Origin of the sequence: Mycobacterium sp. E2699 (assembly GCF_001666745.1) — a bacterium.
GTDB lineage: Bacteria > Actinomycetota > Actinomycetes > Mycobacteriales > Mycobacteriaceae > Mycobacterium.
The window spans coordinates 40,907-60,623 of record NZ_LZJH01000134.1; the positions used below are offsets into that span (position 1 = coordinate 40,907).

The window sequence follows — 19,717 nt, forward strand, 5'->3', positions numbered from 1 at the left end:
CGTAAGCCGGCGCGTGCGCGCCCCGCGGGAGTCGGTGTACCGGGCGCTCCTCGACGCGAATGCCGTGGCACAGTGGCGCGTTCCGGACGGCATGACGGCGGTCGTGCACGAGTTCGACGCCAGGGCCGGAGGGCGGTTCCGCGTTTCGCTGACGTACGAATCGCCGGATCGGCACGGCAAGACCGCCGCGGCCACCGACACCTACCACGGCCGGTTCGTCGAGCTGGTGCCCGGCAAGCGGGTGGTCGAGGAGCTGGAATTCGAGACGACCGATCCGGCCTTGGCGGGGCTGATGCGGATCACCACGACGCTGACGGACGCCGACGGCGGCACCCGAGTGGTGATGGTTCACGACGGCCTACCGCCGGGAGTTTCCGCCGCGGACAACGAGATTGGCACCCAGATGGCGCTGGACAAGCTCGCGGCCCTGGTCGAGTCGCGCTAGTCGCCGAGCCCCAGATGATCCCGCAGCGTCTCGCCCGTGTACTCCGTCCGGAACGCGCCGCGCTCCTGCAGCAGCGGCACCACCCGGTCGACGAACTCGTCCAGCCCGTGCGGCGTCAGGTGCGGCACCAGGATGAACCCGTCGCAGGCGTCGGCCTGGATGTACGTGTCGATCTCGTCGGCGATGCTCACCGGGGTGCCGACGAACTGCTGGCGGCTCGTCACGGCGATCACCAGCTCGCGGATGGACAGCTTCTCGGCCGAGGCCCGTTCGCGATAGCGCCGGGCGACCGCGAGCGGGTCGCCGTGCCGCACCCGCCCCTGCGTGATGGTGCTGTCGACCAGCGGGTCGACGTCGGGTAGCGGGCCGTCGGGGTCGTAGCCCGACAGGTCGCGGCCCCAGACCTGCTCGAGCATCGCGATCGCCGTCGCGCCGCTGACCTGCTGGTAGCGGATGTGGTGCGCCCTGTCCTGCGCCTCGGCATCGGTGTCGCCGATGACGAACGTCGCGGCCGGAAACACCTTGAGCCGGTTGGGGTCTCGCCCGAACGCCGCGGCACGCCCCTTGACGTCGGCGTAGTAGCGTTGGCCGTCTTCCAGCGACGAGTGCAGGGTGAACAGGGCGTCGGCGTTGCGGGCGCCGAACGCGCGGCCGTCGGCGGAGTCGCCGGCCTGCAGCAGGATCGGATGACCCTGCGGGCCGGCGGGCAGCGTCGCGAAGCCGCGCACGTCGAACTGCGGGCCGCGGTGCGCGACGCTGCGGACGCGGTCGGGATCGACGTAGACGCCGGCGTCGACATCGGCCAGCACGGCATCGTCCGCCCAGCTGTCCCAGAATTGGCGGGCCACCGACAGGAACTCCTCGGCGCGCGTGTACCTGTCGGCGTGGTCGAGGAACCCGCCGCGGCGGAAGTTGGCGCCGGTGAAGGCGTCCGACGAGGTCACCATGTTCCACCCGGCGCGGCCGCCGGACAGGTGGTCGAGCGTCGCGAATTGCCTTGCCACCTCGAAGGGTTCGTTGAAGGTGGTGTTGATGGTGCCCGTCAGCCCGATCCGGTCGGTGACGCCCGCCAGCGCGGCCAGCACCGTGAAGGTGTCCGGGCGGCCCACCACGTCGAGGTCGTAGATGCGGCCGCGGTGCTCGCGCAGGCGCAGCCCCTCGGCCAGGAAGAAGAAGTCGAACAGGCCGCGTTCGGCGGTGCGGGCCAGGTGCACGAACGACTCGAACTCGATCTGGCTGCCCGCGGCGGGATCGGTCCACACCGTGGTGTTGTTGACGCCCGGGAAGTGGGCGCCCAGGTGAATCGGCTTGCGGCGCTTGCCCTCTCGAACGCTCAACCCTTCAACCCCCATCGCTTGGCGATCAGTTCGTGCGAGCGCAGCCGGTCGGACTGCCCGTGGGTGACCGAGGTGATGACGAGTTCGTCGGCGCCGGTAGCGCGTTGCAGCTTCGCCAGCCGCTCGGCGACCTCGTCGGGGTCGCCGACGAATTGGGTTGCCACGCGGTCGATCACGACCGCCAGCTGCTCGTCGGTCAGCGGGACGCAGTCGTCGGGGTCGGGATAGGGGGCGGCGCCGCCGCCGGCCCGGATCGAATACACCCAGTGGCCGTAGCCGGACGCCAGGTGTTTGGCGGTGGCCGTGTCGTCGGCGACCACGATGTCGGCCGAGACCACCACGTAGGGCCGCGGCAGCGCCGCGGACGGGACGAAGGCGTCGCGGTAGGCGTCGATGGCGTCCAGGGCGGTCGCCGGGGTGAGGTGATAGCTGGCCACGAACGGCAGCCCCCGGGCGCCGGCGACCTGGGCGCTGCGGCCCTTGCTGCTGCCGAAGATCCAGGGCGTCAGGGTGGCACCCTCGCCGGGGACCGCGTGCACGTCGAACCCGTCGACCTCGTAGGTGCCGGCCAGCATCGCCATGATGTCGGCGAGTTGCTCGGCGAAGTCGGGTGCGACGGCATCGGGCTGCTGCAGGATGGCCTGGGTGGCCTGCACCCGGCCGCCGCCCAGCAGCGTGCGCAGGTCGAACGGCGGCGGGATGACGACGCCGTCGACCTCGCGCCATTCGCGGGAGGGTTCGGGCCGGGGCGGTTTCGGGCTTTTCGGTTTGGTGATCCGGCGCTGCGCGGAGCGGCCCAGGCCGAGGTCGATGCGGCCGGGATAGAACGCGTCGAGCATGCCGAAGCTTTCCACCACCGCGGCGGCCGTGGTGTGGCTGAGCTGCACGGCCGCCGAGCCCACCCGAATCGTGTCGGTGGCGGCCGCGATCTGCCCGATCAGCACCGCCGGCGCCGCGCTGGCGACGGCGACGAAGTGGTGCTCGGCGACCCAGAACCGGCGAAAGCCCCACCGCTCGGCGTGCTGGGCGAGCTCGATCGTGTTGCGCAACGCCGTCGCCGCGTCGCCGCCGGCGCTGATCGGCGCGAGGTCCAGGATCGACAGCGGCACCTGGGTCATCGGCGCACCGCCGCATAGCGGTTGCGCGCCACGGGCAGCCCCAGGCGGGCGCGCAGGGTCTCACCGTCGAGATAGGCGGTGCGAAAACGCCCGGCCCGCTGCAGCAGCGGCACCACCTCGTCGACGATCGCCGGCAGGTCGGTGGCGTTGACGGCCGGCCGCAGCCGTGCGCCGTCGACGCCCAGCCGATGCCAACCCGACAGCAGGTCCACCAATTCGGTCGCGCCGCCGGTGAAGACCAGGGCGTCCGACCGGAAGTCTCCGTCGCCGTGGAACGAAACCACCACGTCGGCAAGCACTTTCAGGTGCGCGCCGCCCGCCGCGCGCACCTGGCCGAGGATGCTACGCACCGAAGCGTCGTCGGTGGGCGTGATGAACACGACGTCGGCGGCGGCCGCGGCGAATTCATAGGCGGGGCCGACGTGCGCGAGCGCGGCCACCACCGGCTGGCCCTGCGGTGGGCGCGGCGTGATCGAGGGCCCCTTGACGGAGAAGTACTTTCCGGTGAAGTCGATGTAGTGCAGCTTGTCCACGTCGACGTAGCGCCCGGTGGTCACGTCGCGGATGATCGCGTCGTCCTCCCAGCTGTCCCACAACCGGCGCGCCACCTCGACGAACTCGGCGGCCTCGTCAAACAGGGGTAATCCGGAGACGTCGCGGCGGCCGAACAGGGCCGCCTCGTGCGCGGTGGCGCTCACCCGTGGCTGCCAGCCCGCCCGCCCATGCGACACAAAGTCAAGGGTCGCAATGGATTTGGAGACGTGAAAGGGCTCGGTGTGGGTGACCGTGGCCACGGGCATCAGCCCGATGTGTCGCGTCGCGGGGGCGACGCGGGCCGCAACCAGCACGGCGTCGGCGCGGCCGGTCAGACGATCCGGATGGATCCGGGCGCTTCGCCCGATCTGCGGCATCAGGCTGTCGTCGATGGTCAGGAAGTCCAGCAGCCCGCGCTCGGCGGTGGCCGCCAGCCCGGCCCAGTAGCGGCCGCCGAGCACCGACGGGGCGCCCGGGTCGGAGGCCGGTGTGCTGCGCCACGCCTGCGGGTGCCAGCCGTACCCGTCGAGCGCGACGCCCAGGTGGAACTGACCGGTCATACCAGCCACTTTTCGAAGGCGATCGGGCGAAACGGCCCCCAATCCGGCAGCGGCTCCGCGGGGGCGATGCGGCAGTACCCCGTCGCGTCGTACAGCGCCTCGGCCTCGGGCTGGCGGTTGCCGGTGATCAGGTAGAGCCGCCGGTAGCCCCGCGCGGCGGTCTCGGCCTCCAGCGCCGCCAGCAGCGCCCGCGCGTAACCGCGGCGCCGGTGGGCGCTGTCGGTCCAGATCCGTTTGAGCTCGGCGGTTTCGGCGTCGAAGCGCCGGAACGCGCCGCCGGTGACCGGCGCGCCGTCCACCACGCCGACGAGCAATCCGCCGTCGGGCGGGGCCAATTCGTCCGTCGGCACCGGCAGCCAGGCCAGGTGCGCGTCGGGCGTGCCGCCGTAGCGTTGCGCGTACTCGACGGCCAGCTCGGCCAGCAGCGGCTGCGCCAGCGGGTCCTCGTGGGTGGCCGCGACGAAGCGGAGCCGGGTGGGCGTCACGTAATCATCTAACGTTTCCGACGCCCACCCATTCCACCCCGGGCGGGTCCGCCTTACTGGCCCGGGGGCATCAGCACCGTGTCGATCATGTACACCGTCGCGTTGGACGTGCGCACGCCGCCGCAGACCAGGCCCGCATTGTTGACCCGCAGGTCGTTGCCCTGGCCGGCCACGGTCACCGGCGCGCCCTGCAGCGTGGGGTGTACGCCGCCGACCGCCGCCGGGCTCAACTGACCCTGGACCACGTGATACGTCAGGATCCCCGTCAGCAGCTGCGAGTCCGCCTTCAGCTTGTCGACGGTGCCCGCCGGCAGCTTGTCGAATGCGGCGTTGGTGGGCGCGAACACCGTGTACTGGCCGTTGTTGAGGGTCGCGACCAGGTTCACGTTCGGATTCAGCTTCCCCGACAGCGCCGAGGCCAGGGTGGTCAACATCGGGTTGTTCGACGCCGCCGTCGCCACCGGGTCACGCGACATTCCCATCACGGACCCGGGTCCGCTCGGATTCTGCTTGGCATAGTCCGCGCAACCCGTCCCGATCAGGTCACTCGAGTTGTCGGCGGAGGCCGTAGCCATCGGCACCCCGGCGACGGCGATGGCCGCCAGACCCGCTGCGGCAAGTGTTTTCGCACCAATGCTCATCATTTGCGTTTCGACTCCTTCGTCACAGGCGGCCCTGCGTGGCCGTCTTCTCGTGGAACACAGGTCATTCGGAGCGGCGGCGCGGGTGGATGGGGGCACCGCGAGAAAATTTAAGTAAATGAACCTTTAACTGGCTTAACGAGCCGCTGATGGCGTCTTACGGTCGCGTCGCGGTGACGAATCCCGGAACGACGGCAAGGTCGTCGGGGCTGCCGCGCCACAGCTCGGCCAGCCCCATGCCAGAGAACAGGTCGATGACGTTGCGCTCGACCGTTTTCCAGCCCTCTGCCGCCAGATGCTCGGGCACGTACCGGTATTCACCCGGGTAGGTCAGGCTGGCCAGGTCGACGTCCAGGCCGTGTCGTCGCCAGCCGTCGACGAACGCCCGGCTCGCCTCGACGTGCAGCGGTGTCCAGGTGGGCATGTGGTCGGCGGCGAACCGGCTGCCCGCGGCGCTCACCGCCGTGACGTCCTGCAGCAACCGATTCTGCGCATCGGGCGGCAGGTAGCCCACGAGCAGTTGCTCGGCGATCCAGATGGTCGGTTGAGCGGGGTCGAAACCGACCCGGCGCAACCCGGCCAGCCAGTCCTGGCGAAGGTCGATGCCCACCGCGCACCGGTTCGCCGCCAGGGTGGCGCCCAGCGCGCGCACCACGTCCGACTTGAAGTCGAGCACCTGCGGACGGTCGATCTCGTACACGGTCGTTCCCCGCGGCCACCACAGCCGATACGGGCGGGTGTCCAGCCCGGAGCCCAGGATCACGGCCTGGCGGATGCCCGCCCTGCCGGCGTCGGCGATGAACTCGTCCACCAGCCGGGTGTGGACGGCGAGGATGTCGATGAGGCCGGTCATCGTCGGATCGGCGCCGCCGTCGTCGGAGAACAGGTCGTCGTCGACGAACCGGATGAAGTACTCGGCCCCCGTGGCCCGCACCAGGGGTTCGGCGAAGGCGTCGTTCAGCAGCCCCCTGTTCGTGGCCACCGCCCTGGCCAGTGCCCCGAACGCCGCGGTCGCGCCGGCGCCGCTGGTCGGGTCCCAGCCGTCGCCGTGCGCCCGCGCCATCGCCGTCAGCCGTCGATGCGGCGCCGCAGGGCGAGCCCGGCGACCGCTCGCCACCCGAGCAGCAGGAACGCGGTCACCGACGCGGCGACCACCACGAAGCTCGCCGCCACACCCGCCGAACTGGCCTTGCGCAGCAGCATGCCGATCGCGACCGTGCACAGCCAGACGATCACGCCGGTGGGCGCCACCGCGGTGGGTTGCCGCCAGGCGCGCGACGCCAGCCATCCGACGAGGGTGCCGGTCAGGAACGGCCAGGCCGTCGCCGCGACGCCGCCGATGTCGAGCCCCTCGTCGTGGCTGCGGCGGCCGACGGCGCAGAACACCACCACGGCGATGACGTCCAAGAACAGATACGCCAGCCGCTGGAGCCTGAGCATGACGCGAGAGTACCGGTTAGTGGCAGGCTGGCCCTATGAGCACCGACGCGCCCCCCGCCTTCGACCGCGACGACCCCCTGGGCCTGGACGCCTCGCTGTCCAGCGACGAGCTGGCGGTGCGCGACACCGTCCGCCAGTTCTGCGCCGAGCACGTGCTGCCCTACGTCGCCGAGTGGTTCGAGATCGGTGACCTGCCGGTTCGCCAGCTGGCCAAGCAGTTCGGCGAGCTCGGCCTGCTCGGCATGCACCTGCACGGCTACGGCTGCGGCGGGGCGTCGGCGGTGCACTACGGGCTGGCCTGCACGGAGCTGGAGGCCGCCGACTCCGGCATCCGGTCGATGGTGTCCGTGCAGGGATCGCTGGCGATGTTCGCGATCTGGAAGTTCGGCTCCGAGGAGCAGAAGCAGCAGTGGCTGCCCGGCATGGCCGCCGGCGAACTGCTCGGCTGCTTCGGGCTGACCGAACCCGACGTAGGGTCCGACCCGGCCGCGATGAAAACGCGGGCGCGGCGGGACGGTTCGGACTGGGTGATCAACGGCCGCAAGCTGTGGATCACCAACGGCTCGGTCGCCGACGTCGCCATCGTCTGGGCCGCCACCGACGACGGGATTCGCGGCTTCGTGGTGCCCACCAGGACCCCCGGCTTCGGCGCCAACACGATTCACCACAAGCTGTCGCTGCGCGCGTCGATCACCAGCGAGCTGGTCCTCGACGACGTGCGGGTGCCCGCCGACGCGATGCTGCCGGAGGCGCGGGGCCTGCGCGGCCCGTTGTCGTGCCTGTCGGAGGCGCGCTACGGAATCATCTGGGGCTCGATGGGCGCGGCGCGGTCGGCGTGGCAGGCCGCCCTCGACTACGCCACGCAGCGCACCCAATTCGGCCGCCCGATCGCCGGATTCCAGCTGACGCAGGCCAAACTCGTCGACATGGCCGTCGAGCTGCACAAGGGGCAGCTGCTGTCGCTGCACCTCGGTCGCCTGAAGGACGGCGTCGGCCTGCGCCCCGAGCAGGTCAGCTTCGGCAAGCTCAACAACACCCGCGAGGCGATCAAGATCTGCCGGACCGCCCGAACGATCCTGGGCGGCAACGGAATATCGCTGGAGTACCCCGTGATCCGGCACATGGTCAACCTGGAGTCGGTGCTGACCTACGAGGGCACGCCGGAGATGCACCAGCTCGTCCTCGGCCAGGCGTTCACCGGTAGCGATGCGTTCCGCTGACAGGAGTCAATCATGAAATCAGTTGCCTACCGGATCGGTGCGCTGGTCGCCGTGTGCGGGCTGATGTCCGCGCCCGGGGCGGCCGCCGACCCGGTCACCCTGCCGCCGATGACGTCGGGCGGCGGCGGCGCGATCATCGGTGGCGGCAACAACGCCGGCATCTCGCAGCAACTGATCGGCCTCTCCAACCCGAACGTCCAAGAGGTCGACGGCGCGGACGCGGCCCAGTTCATCAACGCCGCGGCGGCCGTGAGCAACCCACAGCTCGCGGCCCCGTTCGGACTGCTCAAGCGGGCGTTGGCGTGCCAGACCAACAACGCCGGTTTCGGGGCGCGCGCCTACCGGCGCAACGACGGGCAGTGGGGAGGCGCGATGCTGGTCGCCGCCAAGAGCGCGACGCCGAACGTCGACGCCCTGACCGCGTGCGCCAAGACCAACTGGCGGCGGCCGACCCTGGGCAGCGACACCGCGATGTGCAACAGCGGCTGGACCACGCCCAACTCCTTCGACAGCCGCCACAGCGGCGCCGAGGCCTATTACATCTTCCTGGCCGGCACGGCCGACGACTTCTGCACCGCACTCAACGCGAAGTACAAGACCAACGCCGGCGCCTGGCCGTTCTAAACCGCTTGTAGCCGAACGATTTTCACCACGGCCGGCGCGCCCGAATCCGTGCTCGGGGTGTGCGGCAACAGGGCCGCCAGGGTCCAAAGCGCGACGCCGGCGACGAGCGCGATCGCGCCGATCACGATCCCGGCGATCGCCATGCCGCGGCCCTTCTGGCCGGTTCGCTTGATCTGGGACAAAGCGACGAAACCGAAGATGATGCCGAGGAAAGCCCCGATGAACATGCAGACCCAGCCGAACAGGGAGCACACCAGCGACGCGACGGCGAAACCGTTGGTGCCGACCATCGGCGGCGGCGGGTACCCGGGCGGCGGGTAGCCGTAGCCGCCCGCCGGCGGGGGCGGCGGGTAACCGTAACCGCCCGGCGGTGGGGGTGGGTAGCTGGGCGGTTGGTCCGTCACGGCAGCCTCCTACATCGAGAGGCAACACTCTACTCCGCGTTTCCCCTGGTAGAAGGGCGGTGCTCGGGCGCCGTGCGGGCGTCGCCGCTCAGCCGTCGATGTGCGTCGGCGGGTCGGAGAAGGACATATCCGGCGGCCGCTGGTCGGGGCCCATCACGTCGCAGCGCCGTTCGGGCACCAGGTAGGAACTGGCGCCGTGCGGAACCAACTGGGGAGCTGCCACGCAGCGTTGCCAGGTGCCGTCGGGCTGGACGGGTCCGTCGCACTTGCTGAGTACGGGTCCCCCGTACAGGCAGCCGGCGCCGGCCGGCGGCGCAGAGGCGATCAGCCCCGAGGCAACCACCAGAGCGGCCAACCCTCCGACGATCCACCGCTTCATGCTGCCTCCCGTCACGTCGCCGCTGGGGCCTCGCAACGACGCTACCGCCTCTGCGGCCCTGTGATCCAGGTCACCCTGGACGCGGGCCGGCGGCTAGCATGGAGCTGTTATGAGAGCGGTCGTCATCGCGGTCTGCTCCGCGATCATGTCGGTGTTTGTCAGCGTCCCGGCGGTGGCGCACTCGGACCCGTGTGTCAACGGCGCTGTCCGGCCCGGCCCGGGTGCCGCCGTCCTCCTCTGCCAGGACCGCGGGTGGCTGCTGGTCATCCCGAAGGGCGCCGGCGGTTATGGCCCGGATCAACCGCTGCCGCCGGCATGTGTGACGTTCCCGGACAAGTACATGTGCCCGGCTCCGCCCGATTAGAAGGGTGGGTCGTCGTCGGTCGGGGGTGGGGCGGGTCCGCCGTAGGACCAGTAGTCCCCGGGCGGGGTCGTCGTGCGTGCTTCGCGGGCCTCGCGGTTGTGCCGGCGTTCGGCGGCCACGCGGTAGGCGCGGTCTTGGGCGCGGGTGCGCCGGCGGCGGGGCATCATCGCGGTGCGTTCGGCGCAGTAGTCAGCCGGGGGCTCGGCTTCGGGGGCCGGGAAGAACCCGCCGACGGCTCGACACAAACTGGGAAACAGCAGCGCGCTACCCGGGGTGGTCACATGGGTCTGCCCGGCCGGTGACGTCAGGATGAGCGTCCCATCGGCCAGCTGTTGTTCGGCCCAGCCCAGGAACGTCTTGATCAAGTGGTGGATTCTGCAGTAGCACTTGAGGTTTGACGCGTGGGTCAGCCCGCCCAGGGCGTAGGGGATGGTGTGGTCGACGTCGCAGTCGATAGCGGGGTGATCACAGCCGGGCCAGCGGCACGTCAGATCGCGGGAGCGCACGAAATCCGCCAGCGCCTTGGAGGGCACGTATCCGTTCTCGGGCGGGGCGTCGCCGGGGTGGATCAGCGGCATCAGCTTGGCCGAGGCCGCCAACTCGGCCACCAGTTCGGGCGGGATCAACCCGTCGGCGCCCACTTCGGACCCCGGCGCGCCGCCGGTGCCCTCGAGGGTGGCCTGCTCGGCGATCACATGAATCACCACCGGTGACGCGGGTGGCCGTGTCCCGGCCGCACAATCCGGACGCCCGCACCGGCACCCGAGCCGATCCGCCCCGGCGGCCAGCGCCCCGAGGGCATCGGCGCGGCGCTGCTCGCGAGTGCGCGGGTCGCGCGCACACACCGTGGCCGCCAACGCATCGAGTCGTTTATCCAACGCGTGCGCGTCCGGGGTGAACAGGCTGCCATGAATCTCCGAGATGCCGCCCTCGACCCGATCACCGATCCAGACCTCGCGATCCCGTCGCGCTTCGGCGCGCCGCCGCACCGCATCCACGTCGGCTTTGGCCACGATCTTGTCCACCTGCCCGGCCAACCGGCCCCGGCTCATCGACGGCCAGCGCCCCACATTCGCCGCCAGGGCGGCGTCCACCGCCGCCAACACCTGACGGTCCTCAATCAGATCGGTGCGATACACCAGCGTCTGAAACGTCCGATAGTCGATGTCCCCTGATTTGAACATCTCGGCGACTTGGGGCAGCCGCTCACGCATGGCGCGCGCGTAGCGCACTCGAGACGCCGCCAACCCCTGGCTGATCCGCAGCGCCGCGGCGACCTCGGCGGCGACTGCCTCCACGGTGTCGACGGCCCAGTCCTCGGTGTCCGAGCAGCGCGACAACCGATACCCAAACAACCGCCCGATCGCCGCCAGCTGCGCGGCCGCCGCCTGGTTTTCCTGCCGCGATGATGCGCAGATCTCCTCGACCAGGGCGGCCGACTCGGCCGTCTTCGACGGATAGCACCGCTCGATCTCCTCATCGAACCGCGCGATGACCTCCGGCGACGATCGCTTTGATTCGAACACATGTTCGAGTATGCCATCGCCCACCGACAACATAGGGTGGAGGCATGTCGCGCCATCGCGTCGTCATCATCGGGAGCGGGTTCGGGGGACTCAATGCCGCCCGGTCACTCAAACGGGCGGACGTCGACGTCACCCTGATATCGAAGACGACCACCCACCTGTTCCAGCCGCTGCTGTACCAGGTGGCCACCGGCATCCTGGCCGAGGGCGACATCGCCCCGACCACCCGGCTGGTGCTGCGCAAGCAGAAGAACGTCCGGGTGCTGTGGGGTGAGGTCAGCGCGGTCGACCTGCAGGCGAGGACGGTCACGTCGCACCTGATGGGCATGGAGACCGTGACGCCCTACGACAGCCTGATCGTGGCCGCCGGCGCCCAGCAGTCCTACTTCGGCCACGACGAGTACGCCGCCTTCGCGCCCGGCATGAAGAGCATCGACGACGCCCTGGAGCTGCGGGCCCGCATCCTCGGCGCGTTCGAGGCGGCCGAGGTCGCCACCGCCCCCGCCGAACGGAAACGCCGGCTCACCTTCGTGGTGGTGGGCGCGGGGCCGACGGGCGTCGAGCTTGCCGGCGAGATCGTCCAGCTGGCCGCGCGCACCCTGGGCGGGGCGTTTCGGACCATCACGCCCAGCGAATGCCGGGTCATCCTGCTCGATGCGGCGCCCGCGGTGCTGCCACCCATGGGCGAAAAGCTGGGCCTGAAGGCCCACCGGCGGCTGGAGAAGATGGGCGTCGAGGTCCAGCTCGACGCCATGGTGACCACGGTCGACTACATGGGCATCACGGTCAAGGACAAAGACGGCAGCGAGCGCCGCATCGAATGCGCCTGCAAGGTGTGGGCGGCCGGCGTGCAGGCCAGCCCGCTGGGCAGGATGATCGCCGAGCAGTCCGACGGCACCGAAACCGACCGCGCCGGGCGGGTGGTCGTCGAGCCCGACCTCACCGTCAAGGGCCACCCGTACGTGTTCGTCGTCGGCGACCTGATGTCGGTGCCCGGCGTCCCGGGCATGGCCCAGGGCGCGATCCAGGGGGCGCACTACGCCACCGGCCTGATCAAGCAGGCCGTGAAGGGCCGCGACGATCCGGCCGACCGCAAGCCGTTCGCGTACTTCGACAAGGGCAGCATGGCGCTGATCTCGCGGTACAGCGCCGTCGCCAAGGTCGGCAAGCTGGAGTTCGGCGGCTTCATCGCCTGGCTGGCGTGGCTGCTGTTGCACCTGTTGTATCTGGTCGGCTTCCGCAACCGCATTGCCGCCATGTTCTCCTGGGGCATCTCCTTCCTGGGCCGCACCCGCGGCCAGATGGCGATCACCAGCCAGATGATGTATGCCCGGCCGGTGGTGGACTGGGTGGAGCGGCAGGCGCAAGAGGGGACGCTGGCGGCGGTCGAACGCATCGAAGCGGCCGAGAAGCAAGCCGGCTAACTCAAAGCCTGGTCGATATCGGCGATCAGGTCGTCGGTGCCCTCCAGCCCGACGGAGATGCGAACCACGTTGTCGCCCAGGCCGATCGCGGCGCGACCCTCGGGTCCCATCGCGCGGTGGGTGGTGGTCGCCGGATGGGTCACCAGCGACTTGGCGTCGCCGAGGTTGTTGGAGATGTCGATCAGCCGCAATTTGTCCAGCACCTCGAAAGCCCGCTTCTTGGAAGCGCTTTCGGGGCAGTCGAGCGCGAAGGTGATCACCGTGCCGCCGCCGGCCATCTGGCGCTTGGCCAGGTCGTACTGCGGGTGCGACGGCAGGAAGGGGTAGCGCACCCAGCTCACCGCGGGGTGGCCCTCCAGGAATTCCGCGATCCGGTGCGCCGAGGAATTGCAGTGCTCGACCCGAACGGCGAGCGTCTCAAGACCTTTCAGCAGCACCCAGGCGTTGAACGCGCTCATCGCCGGGCCGGTGTGGCGCATCAGCTTCTGCACCGGGCCGTCGATGTACTCCTTGTCGCCGAGGATGGCGCCGCCCAGTACGCGGCCCTGACCGTCGATGTGCTTGGTGGCCGAGTACACCACCACGTCAACCCCCAGCGGAAAGCCCTGCTGCAGCAGCGGCGTGGCAAACACGTTGTCCAGCACCACTTTCGCCCCGGCGCCGTGGGCGAGCTCGGTCACCGCGGCGATGTCCACCAGGGACTGCATCGGGTTCGACGGCGTCTCGAAGAACACCGCCTGCGTCGGTTTGGAAAGCGCCTGCTCCCACTGAGCGAGGTCGTCGCCGTCGACGAACACCGTCTCCACGCCCCAGCGCGGCAGGATCTCGTTGCACACCACGAAGCACGACCCGAACAGGCTGCGAGCCGCGACCAGCCGGTCGCCGGCGGCCAACAGCGCACCCAGCGAGGTGAACACCGCGGCCATGCCGCTCGCGGTGGCGAACGCCGCGGGTGCCCCCTCGATCAGGCGCAGCCGCTCCTCGAACATCGTCACGGTCGGATTGCCGTACCGGGAGTAGACGAAATGGTCCAGCTCCCCGGTGAAAGACTTCTCCGCGACGGCCGCCGACGAGTACACGTAGCCGGACGTCAAGAACATCGCCTCGGCGGTCTCTTCGAAACCCGAGCGCAACAGCCCGCCGCGCACGCCGATGGTGGCCTGGCTGACGCCGTCGGGCAACGCCCTGGGCGTACGGACCGAGTCGCTCATCCCTGCTTCAGCCCTGTTTCCAAGGCAATCCCACTGCGCGCCAACCGGTTTCACCGCGATGACCGCTCGCATCGAGCTGGCCCTCGAAACCGTCCAGCACGTTGTAGGCCGGCGTGATGCCCAGCTCCGTCGCCACCTCGGCCGCGCCGATCGAGCGGTTGCCCGAACGGCACAGGAAGATCACGGGCCGCTCCTCGTCGGCGGGTGGGACCCGGCCCTTCAACTCGTCGGCGAAGCTGGGGTTCGGCATCCCGTTGCCGGTGACCCATTCGATGTACACCACGTCGCGGCCCAGGCTGGACAGGTCGGGCACCCCGACGAAGCGCCATTCGGCGTCGGTGCGCACGTCGACCAGCACGGCGTTGGGGTTGTCGCTCAGTAGCTTCCATGCCTCGAGGGGCGTGATGTCTCCTGCGTAGCTCATCCGCGTGAGTCTCGCACAGTCAGGGCATTCGCCACCTGTCGGGCGCGGTCGCGCGCGGCCGCCACGTCCGGGGCGGTGGCCAGTGCCACCCCCAGCCTGGTGGACCTCGGGCCGAAGATGCGGAGATCGCTTTCCGGAACCCGCAGGGCTCCGTTCAGCGCGGCGACGGCCGGCGACCGGCCGTCCGGGTCGGCGGCGACCAGGTGGGCCGCGGCCGGCGACATCATCATGGTGTCCACCGGCAGGCCCAGGACGGCCCGGGCCTGCAGCTCGAACGCCGAGAGCCGCTGGCTGCGCAGGGTCACCCAGACGCTGGGGTGCGGGTGGGCGGTGACGTCGGCGAAATACACCTCGTCGCCCTTGATCATCAACTCGACGCCGAAGACGCCGCGCCCGCCGAGCGCCTTGATGATGCGCGCGGCGATCGACTTCGCGGCGTCCACCGCGGCGTCGCTCATCTGCTGGGGTTGCCATGATTCCAGCACGGCGCCGTCGGCGTCGCGATGGCCGATCGGTGAGCAGAATTCGAGCACGGGACCGTTCGGGCCCTCCCTGCGCACGGCGAGCAGGGTGACGTTGAAGTCGACGTCGACCACCGTCTCGGCCATCACCCGACCCGCCGCGCCGCCGACCGCGCGCTGCCAGGCCGGCTCGATGTCGTCCGGCCCGGAGACCACCGAGTGGCCCCGCCCCGACACCGGCTTGACCAGCAACGGGTATCCGGCATGCGCGGCCACCGACCGCAGTTCCCCCACCGACCCGACGAACCAGAAGGGCGCGGTGGGCAGCCCCAGCTCGTCGGCCGCCAGCCGCCGCAGGGCCTCGCGATCGGCGGTGAGCCGCACGGTGCGGGCGCTGGGCACCAGTTCGGTGCGCTCGTGCTCCGGGGTCACGCTCAGCGCCTCGAGGGCGCCCACGGCGACGGCGTCGGTGGCCGTCACCACGAACCGGGGGTTGTGGTGGCGAATCGCGCGCGAGAGAGCGTCGGCGTCGGTCAGGTGCTCTTCGACGGCGATCACCCGCGCGCCGAGGTGTCCCAGCGCGCCGGCCAGCTCCCGGCTCAGCTCACCCGAACCGAGCAGCAGCACCGCCGGTCTGCCGTCGGCATGCGCGTCGGGAGCCTGCGGGGCCGCGTGCGGGGAAGTTTGCGGGGGCAGGACGATCGCGGTCGTCTTGTCGTCCTGGCCGTGGGTCGAGCCGTCAGTCACCGCTCAAGGATAGGTCGGTTCTGGACAGTCAAGGCTGGCCGGGAAGCAGCCGCACCATCAGCCCGTTGGCCTCGGCCAACACGGTGTCGTCGGCGTCGACCAGCTCCGCGGCGACGAACGCCTTGCGGCCCTCGGCGCTGGTGACGCGCCCCCGCACCGCCAGCGGCGCGTCGATGGGCGTGACCTTGCGGTAGTCCACGTGCAGGAAGGCGGTGCGGCTGATCGGCCGTCCCGCGGCGTGGGAGATCATGCCGAACATGTGATCGAACAGCAGCGGCAGCACGCCGCCGTGCACGGCGTGGTTGCCGCCGACGTGAAACCGGGTGAAATACCCCGTCATCTCGACGCCGTCGGGGGCGTACCGCGTCAACGTCCAGGGCGGCAGCAGCAGGCTGCCCATCCCCGGCAGGCCGGGCGTCCGGCCGGCCGGCGCCCTGCCCTCCTCCGCCTGGAACGGGCCCAGGACCTCGACCAGGGCCGCGGCGCGGTCGGCCGCGTCGTCCCAGACGTCGTCACCGGGGTCGGCGGACACGGCGAGGTCCTGCAGCCGGCGCATCGCCGCGACGAACCGGCCGAACCCCGGCCCGGGGCTGGCCGGGCCGTATTCGGGGAAGCCGCCGTGGTGTTGGTATTCCGGGTCGAGTTCTTCTGGGTCCGGCTCCGTCACGGGCGGGCCGCCAGGACGTCGCGTCGCACGATCGTCTGGTCGCGCCCGGGACCGACGCCGATGCACGAAACATGTGCTCCCGCAAGCTCTTCCAGCCGTAGCACGTAGTCACGCGCCTTGGCGGGCAGGTCGTCGAACTCCCGCGCGTCCGAGATGTCCTCCCACCAGCCGGGCAGCTCCTCGTAGATCGGCTCGGCCCGGTGCAGGTCGCTCTGGGTCATCGGCATGTCGTGGATGCGGTCGCCGTCGATCTGGTAGCCCACGCAGACCGGCACCGTCTCCAGGCTGGACAGGACGTCGAGTTTGGTCAGGAAGAAGTCGGTGATGCCGTTGACCCGGGTGGCGTAGCGGGCGACGACGGCGTCGAACCAGCCGCAGCGCCGGCGCCGCCCGGTGGTGACGCCGAATTCGCCGCCGGTCTTGGACAGGTACTCGCCGTTCTCGTCGAACAGCTCGGTGGGGAACGGGCCGGAGCCCACCCGGGTGGTGTAGGCCTTGAGGATGCCCAGCACGGCGGTGATCCGGGTCGGGCCGATGCCCGATCCCACGCACGCGCCGCCCGCCGTCGGGTTCGACGACGTCACGTAGGGATAGGTGCCGTGGTCGACATCCAGCAGGGTGCCCTGGGATCCCTCCAGCAGCACCGTCTCGCCGGCCTCCAGCGCCGTGTTGAGCAGCCGGCGGGTGTCCCGGATGCGGTGCCGGAAGCCCTCCGCCTGCTCCAGCAGGGCGTCGACCACCTGGTGCGGGTCCAGCGCCTTGCGGTTGTAGATCTTGACCAGGATCTGGTTCTTGAGCTCCAGCGCGGCCTCGACCTTGTGGGTCAGCTGCTCGGGGTCGAGCACGTCGGCGACGCGGATGCCCTGCCGGGCGATCTTGTCCTGGTAACAAGGTCCGATGCCGCGGCCGGTGGTGCCGATCTTCTTGTTGCCCATATAGCGCTCGGTGACCTTGTCGATGGCCACGTGGTAGGGCAGCAGCAGGTGCGCGTCGGCCGAGATCAGCAGCTTGGTGGTGTCGACGCCGCGATCCTCGAGGCCCTTCAGCTCGTCGAGCAGCACACCCGGATCCACCACCACGCCGTTGCCGATCACGTTGGTGACACCCGGCGTCAGCACCCCGGACGGGATCAGGTGCAGCGCGAAGTTCTCGCCGCCGGGCAGGACGACGGTGTGCCCGGCGTTGTTGCCGCCCTGGTAACGCACCACCCACTGCACGCGCCCACCGAGCAGGTCAGTGGCCTTACCTTTGCCCTCGTCGCCCCACTGGGCGCCGATGAGGACGATTGCCGGCATGCCTTGCTCCCGCCTAATCCCACGCGTTTCAGCCTGCTTATTGTGGTCCAGCCGGTGGCCCAGCCTATCCCAGGCCTATGCCAGGAGGTTGCGAGTAACACATGGAGACGGTGGGGGTGTTGGTGTTCGGCGATCGGCGGGTGCCCGGGCCGCTGACCGGCCTGCCCGTGCACACGGCCGATATCGACGCCGCGATCGGGCCGTACCGGCGGCTGGCGGTCGTCGGCGCCGACGCCGACCTGGCCGCGGTGCTGACCCGGTTGCTGCGCGCCGACCGGCTGGACGTCGAGGTGGCCTATGTGCCGACCCGCCGCACCCGGGCAACCCGGATCTACCGCGCGCCGGCCGGGCGGCGGGCTGCGCGGCGCGCCCGGCGCGGCTCCGCGCACCGGGTGACCCTGATCCGCGACGAGACCGGGTCGGTGGTGGTGGGCCGGGCCGGCTGGTTGCCCGCCGACGGCGGGCAGCTGCTGCGCGGCGAGGCCGTCGTCGACGACACCACGCTCTTCGACGGTGACGTCGCCGCGGTGTGGGTCGAGCCGACGCTGGCCGCGCCGGGCCTGCGCGCCCGGGTCAAAGGGCGCCGGTGGGTCGCCGGCCGCGCGGCCCAGCTGGGTAGCACCGGGGTCACGGTCGTGCGCGACGGCGTCGCGGCGCCGCGCGCGGCGCGCCGGTCGACGTTTTACCGCCACGTCGAAGGTTGGCTGCTGGTCCGGTAATTTTTCAGCGGTGAGCTTCCCCGCGCGGCAACACGAATCGGTGCGGCCCAGCCCGATTTTCCTGGGCCTGGTCGCGTTGACGGCGGCGGGCGGCGTCCTGGCCTGGCTGGCCGGATCGAGCGTGCGGCCGCTGTCCTATGTCGGGGTCTTCCTCTTCGTCATCGCGGGCTGGCTGGTTTCGCTGTGCCTGCACGAATTCGGCCACGCCGTCACCGCCTGGCGATTCGGCGATCACGACGTCGCGGTCCGCGGTTACCTGACCCTGGATCCGCGGCGCTACAGCCACCCCGCGCTCTCGCTGCTGCTGCCGATGGTGGTCATCCTGCTGGGCGGCATCGGGCTGCCGGGCGCCGCGGTATACGTGCGGACCTGGTTCATGACGCCCACCCGCCGCACGCTGGTCAGCATGGCGGGCCCGGCGGCCAACCTGGTGCTGGCGGTGCTGCTGCTGGGGCTGACCCGGCTGTTCTACGACCCGGCCCACGCCGTGCTGTGGTCCGGGGTGGCGTTCCTGGGCTTCCTTCAGCTCACCGCGGTGTTGCTGAACCTGCTGCCCGTTCCGGGCCTCGACGGCTACGACGCGCTCGAGCCGCATCTGAGTCCCGAGACGCAGCGCGCGCTGGCGCCGGCCAAGCAGTGGGGCTTCGTCATCCTGCTGTTCCTGCTCTTCGCGGCCAGCCAGTGGTTCTTCGGGCTGGTGCTCTGGTTGTTCCATTTCTCCGGCGTGCCGCCCGTGCTGGTGTCCTGGGGCAACCAGCTCACCCGGTTCTGGAGCCGCTGGATCTAGCGGTTGCCATATATGCGCCATTGCGCATATATTGCTGGGCTATGGGCGCCGGCCACAACCACCTCCCCGCCGAGACCGACTCGTCCCGGATGATCCCCCGCATGGTCGCCGCCGCGGCCATCCTGGCGGCGTTCTTCGTGATCGAATTGACCACCTCGATACTGATCAACTCGATGGCGCTGCTGGCCGACGCCGGGCACATGCTCACCGACGTGGTCGCCGTGTTCATGGGGCTGGCCGCCGTCACGCTGGCCCGCCGCGGCAGCTCGTCGCCCGCACGCACCTACGGCTGGCACCGCGCCGAGGTGTTCACCGCGGTCGCCAACGCCGGGCTGCTGATCGGGGTCGCGATGTTCATCCTCTGGGAGGCGTTCCAGCGGCTGAAGGAAACCCCGACGGTCCCGGGCGTGCCGATGATCGTGGTCGCACTGGCCGGGCTGCTCGCCAACCTGGTGGTAGCGCTCCTGCTCCGGTCGCATTCGGAGGGCAGCCTGGCGGTCAGGGGCGCCTACATGGAGGTGGTCGCCGACAGCGTCAGCAGCGTCGGCGTGCTGATCGCCGGCATCGTCACCGTCACGACGCGCTGGCCGTACGCCGACGTGGTGGTCGCGGTGCTGGTCGCGCTGTGGGTGCTGCCCCGGGCCGAGTCGCCGTCGCTGGTCAGGTGCGCGGTGCACATGTCCTTGCCCGGCGACAGCGTCCACACGTGCAGGTCGTGCACCTCGGTGACGCCGTCGACGGCGCCGAGCGCGCTGCGCAACTCCTCCACGTCGATGTGGGCCGGCGACGTCTCGGACAGGATCCGCAGCGCCGCGCGGGCCAGCGAGACGGCCCGGGGCAGCACCCACAGCGCGACCAGCACCGCGACCACCACGTCGGCGTACGGCCAGCGCGTCGTGACGGTG

At 70.5% G+C, this 19,717-nt stretch carries 23 protein-coding genes; 8 read left to right on the forward strand and 15 right to left on the reverse strand.

All coding sequences use genetic code 11. The features are described 5' to 3' along the window. Nucleotides 1-13 precede the first annotated feature (13 nt). A complete protein-coding gene (locus tag A5696_RS22800; protein ID WP_255382826.1) occupies nt 14-445 on the forward strand; it encodes an SRPBCC domain-containing protein in 432 nt (143 codons plus the stop codon). Here the strand turns inward: A5696_RS22800 and A5696_RS22805 are convergent. The 7 genes from A5696_RS22805 to A5696_RS22835 form a co-directional block, all read right to left on the reverse strand. Next, nucleotides 442-1,797, reverse strand: coding sequence for an NtaA/DmoA family FMN-dependent monooxygenase (locus tag A5696_RS22805; RefSeq protein ID WP_369803381.1), 1,356 nt, complete (start codon nt 1,795-1,797; stop codon nt 442-444). The genes A5696_RS22800 and A5696_RS22805 overlap by 4 nt on opposite strands. Beyond that, nucleotides 1,779-2,900, reverse strand: coding sequence for an LLM class flavin-dependent oxidoreductase (locus A5696_RS22810; RefSeq protein ID WP_067883262.1), 1,122 nt, complete (start codon nt 2,898-2,900; stop codon nt 1,779-1,781). Before A5696_RS22810 ends, A5696_RS22805 begins: the two co-directional genes overlap by 19 nt. Continuing rightward, the gene (locus A5696_RS22815; RefSeq protein ID WP_067883263.1) at nt 2,897-3,994 is read right to left on the reverse strand and encodes an LLM class flavin-dependent oxidoreductase; all 1,098 of its coding nucleotides are present in this window, start codon (nt 3,992-3,994) and stop codon (nt 2,897-2,899) included. Before A5696_RS22815 ends, A5696_RS22810 begins: the two co-directional genes overlap by 4 nt. Then, nucleotides 3,991-4,479: a GNAT family N-acetyltransferase gene (locus A5696_RS22820; RefSeq protein WP_067883264.1), complete on the reverse strand. Its 489-nt coding sequence runs from the start codon at nt 4,477-4,479 to the stop codon at nt 3,991-3,993. Before A5696_RS22820 ends, A5696_RS22815 begins: the two co-directional genes overlap by 4 nt. A gap of 53 nt (nt 4,480-4,532) precedes the next feature. Then, nucleotides 4,533-5,123, reverse strand: coding sequence for a fasciclin domain-containing protein (locus A5696_RS22825; protein WP_067883265.1), 591 nt, complete (start codon nt 5,121-5,123; stop codon nt 4,533-4,535). A gap of 154 nt (nt 5,124-5,277) precedes the next feature. Beyond that, entirely contained in the window at nt 5,278-6,183 is a 906-nt protein-coding gene (locus A5696_RS22830) for a class I SAM-dependent methyltransferase (protein ID WP_067883266.1), read from the reverse strand. Between the two features lie 5 nt (nt 6,184-6,188). Beyond that, nucleotides 6,189-6,560, reverse strand: a complete 372-nt coding sequence (locus A5696_RS22835) for a DUF3054 domain-containing protein (RefSeq protein WP_067883267.1) — start codon at nt 6,558-6,560, stop codon at nt 6,189-6,191. A 35-nt stretch (nt 6,561-6,595) separates the two neighbouring features. Here A5696_RS22835 and A5696_RS22840 point away from each other — a divergent pair, with 35 nt between their 5' ends. Both A5696_RS22840 and A5696_RS22845 read left to right on the forward strand, forming a co-directional pair. Next, entirely contained in the window at nt 6,596-7,780 is a 1,185-nt protein-coding gene (locus A5696_RS22840) for an acyl-CoA dehydrogenase (RefSeq protein WP_067883268.1), read from the forward strand. Nucleotides 7,781-7,792: 12 nt separating this feature from the next. Beyond that, entirely contained in the window at nt 7,793-8,404 is a 612-nt protein-coding gene (locus tag A5696_RS22845; RefSeq protein WP_067883269.1) for a hypothetical protein, read from the forward strand. Here A5696_RS22845 and A5696_RS28545 read toward each other — a convergent pair. Both A5696_RS28545 and A5696_RS22855 read right to left on the reverse strand, forming a co-directional pair. Beyond that, nucleotides 8,401-8,808, reverse strand: a complete 408-nt coding sequence (locus tag A5696_RS28545; RefSeq protein ID WP_067883270.1) for a DUF4190 domain-containing protein — start codon at nt 8,806-8,808, stop codon at nt 8,401-8,403. The two genes, A5696_RS22845 and A5696_RS28545, sit on opposite strands and share 4 nt — an antisense overlap. A gap of 88 nt (nt 8,809-8,896) precedes the next feature. After that, the gene (locus tag A5696_RS22855) at nt 8,897-9,187 is read right to left on the reverse strand and encodes a hypothetical protein (RefSeq protein ID WP_067883271.1); all 291 of its coding nucleotides are present in this window, start codon (nt 9,185-9,187) and stop codon (nt 8,897-8,899) included. Between the two features lie 109 nt (nt 9,188-9,296). Here A5696_RS22855 and A5696_RS22860 point away from each other — a divergent pair, with 109 nt between their 5' ends. Next, nucleotides 9,297-9,551, forward strand: a complete 255-nt coding sequence (locus A5696_RS22860; protein WP_067883272.1) for a hypothetical protein — start codon at nt 9,297-9,299, stop codon at nt 9,549-9,551. On the opposite strand, the gene A5696_RS22865 is transcribed toward A5696_RS22860, so the two are convergent. Further along, a complete protein-coding gene (locus A5696_RS22865; protein WP_067883273.1) occupies nt 9,548-11,110 on the reverse strand; it encodes an HNH endonuclease signature motif containing protein in 1,563 nt (520 codons plus the stop codon). The two genes, A5696_RS22860 and A5696_RS22865, sit on opposite strands and share 4 nt — an antisense overlap. An 11-nt stretch (nt 11,111-11,121) precedes the next feature. On the opposite strand from A5696_RS22865, the gene A5696_RS22870 reads away from it, so the two are divergent. After that, on the forward strand, nt 11,122-12,501 hold the full coding sequence (locus A5696_RS22870; protein ID WP_067883274.1) for an NAD(P)/FAD-dependent oxidoreductase: 1,380 nt from the start codon (nt 11,122-11,124) through the stop codon (nt 12,499-12,501). Here the strand turns inward: A5696_RS22870 and A5696_RS22875 are convergent. The 5 genes from A5696_RS22875 to A5696_RS22895 are packed head-to-tail and all read right to left on the reverse strand — an operon-like array spanning nt 12,498 to nt 17,306. Beyond that, nucleotides 12,498-13,712 carry an O-succinylhomoserine sulfhydrylase gene (locus A5696_RS22875; RefSeq protein ID WP_067883275.1) on the reverse strand — a complete coding sequence of 405 codons (1,215 nt, stop codon included), beginning with the start codon at nt 13,710-13,712 and terminating at the stop codon, nt 12,498-12,500. The genes A5696_RS22870 and A5696_RS22875 overlap by 4 nt on opposite strands. Before the next feature lie 7 nt (nt 13,713-13,719). Beyond that, nucleotides 13,720-14,136 (reverse strand): rhodanese-like domain-containing protein, encoded by a 417-nt coding sequence (locus A5696_RS22880; RefSeq protein WP_067883276.1) that lies wholly within the window; start codon nt 14,134-14,136, stop codon nt 13,720-13,722. Further along, nucleotides 14,133-15,344: a formate-dependent phosphoribosylglycinamide formyltransferase gene (gene purT, locus A5696_RS22885; protein ID WP_067883277.1), complete on the reverse strand. Its 1,212-nt coding sequence runs from the start codon at nt 15,342-15,344 to the stop codon at nt 14,133-14,135. Before purT ends, A5696_RS22880 begins: the two co-directional genes overlap by 4 nt. Nucleotides 15,345-15,372: 28 nt before the next feature. Beyond that, on the reverse strand, nt 15,373-16,011 hold the full coding sequence (locus A5696_RS22890; protein WP_067883278.1) for a PaaI family thioesterase: 639 nt from the start codon (nt 16,009-16,011) through the stop codon (nt 15,373-15,375). Then, complete coding sequence (locus A5696_RS22895; protein WP_067883279.1) at nt 16,008-17,306, reverse strand: adenylosuccinate synthase; 1,299 nt, start codon at nt 17,304-17,306, stop codon at nt 16,008-16,010. The genes A5696_RS22890 and A5696_RS22895 overlap by 4 nt, the downstream gene beginning before the upstream one ends. 101 nt (nt 17,307-17,407) lie before the next feature. Here A5696_RS22895 and A5696_RS22900 point away from each other — a divergent pair, with 101 nt between their 5' ends. From A5696_RS22900 to A5696_RS22910, 3 genes are all read left to right on the forward strand, one after another. Then, the gene (locus A5696_RS22900; protein WP_067883280.1) at nt 17,408-18,025 is read left to right on the forward strand and encodes a peptidase M50; all 618 of its coding nucleotides are present in this window, start codon (nt 17,408-17,410) and stop codon (nt 18,023-18,025) included. Nucleotides 18,026-18,035: 10 nt separating this feature from the next. Further along, nucleotides 18,036-18,812: a site-2 protease family protein gene (locus tag A5696_RS22905; RefSeq protein WP_067883281.1), complete on the forward strand. Its 777-nt coding sequence runs from the start codon at nt 18,036-18,038 to the stop codon at nt 18,810-18,812. Nucleotides 18,813-18,853: 41 nt separating this feature from the next. Continuing rightward, nucleotides 18,854-19,717: cation diffusion facilitator family transporter (locus A5696_RS22910; protein WP_231964565.1), on the forward strand; the 864-nt coding region annotated here is incomplete at its 3' end.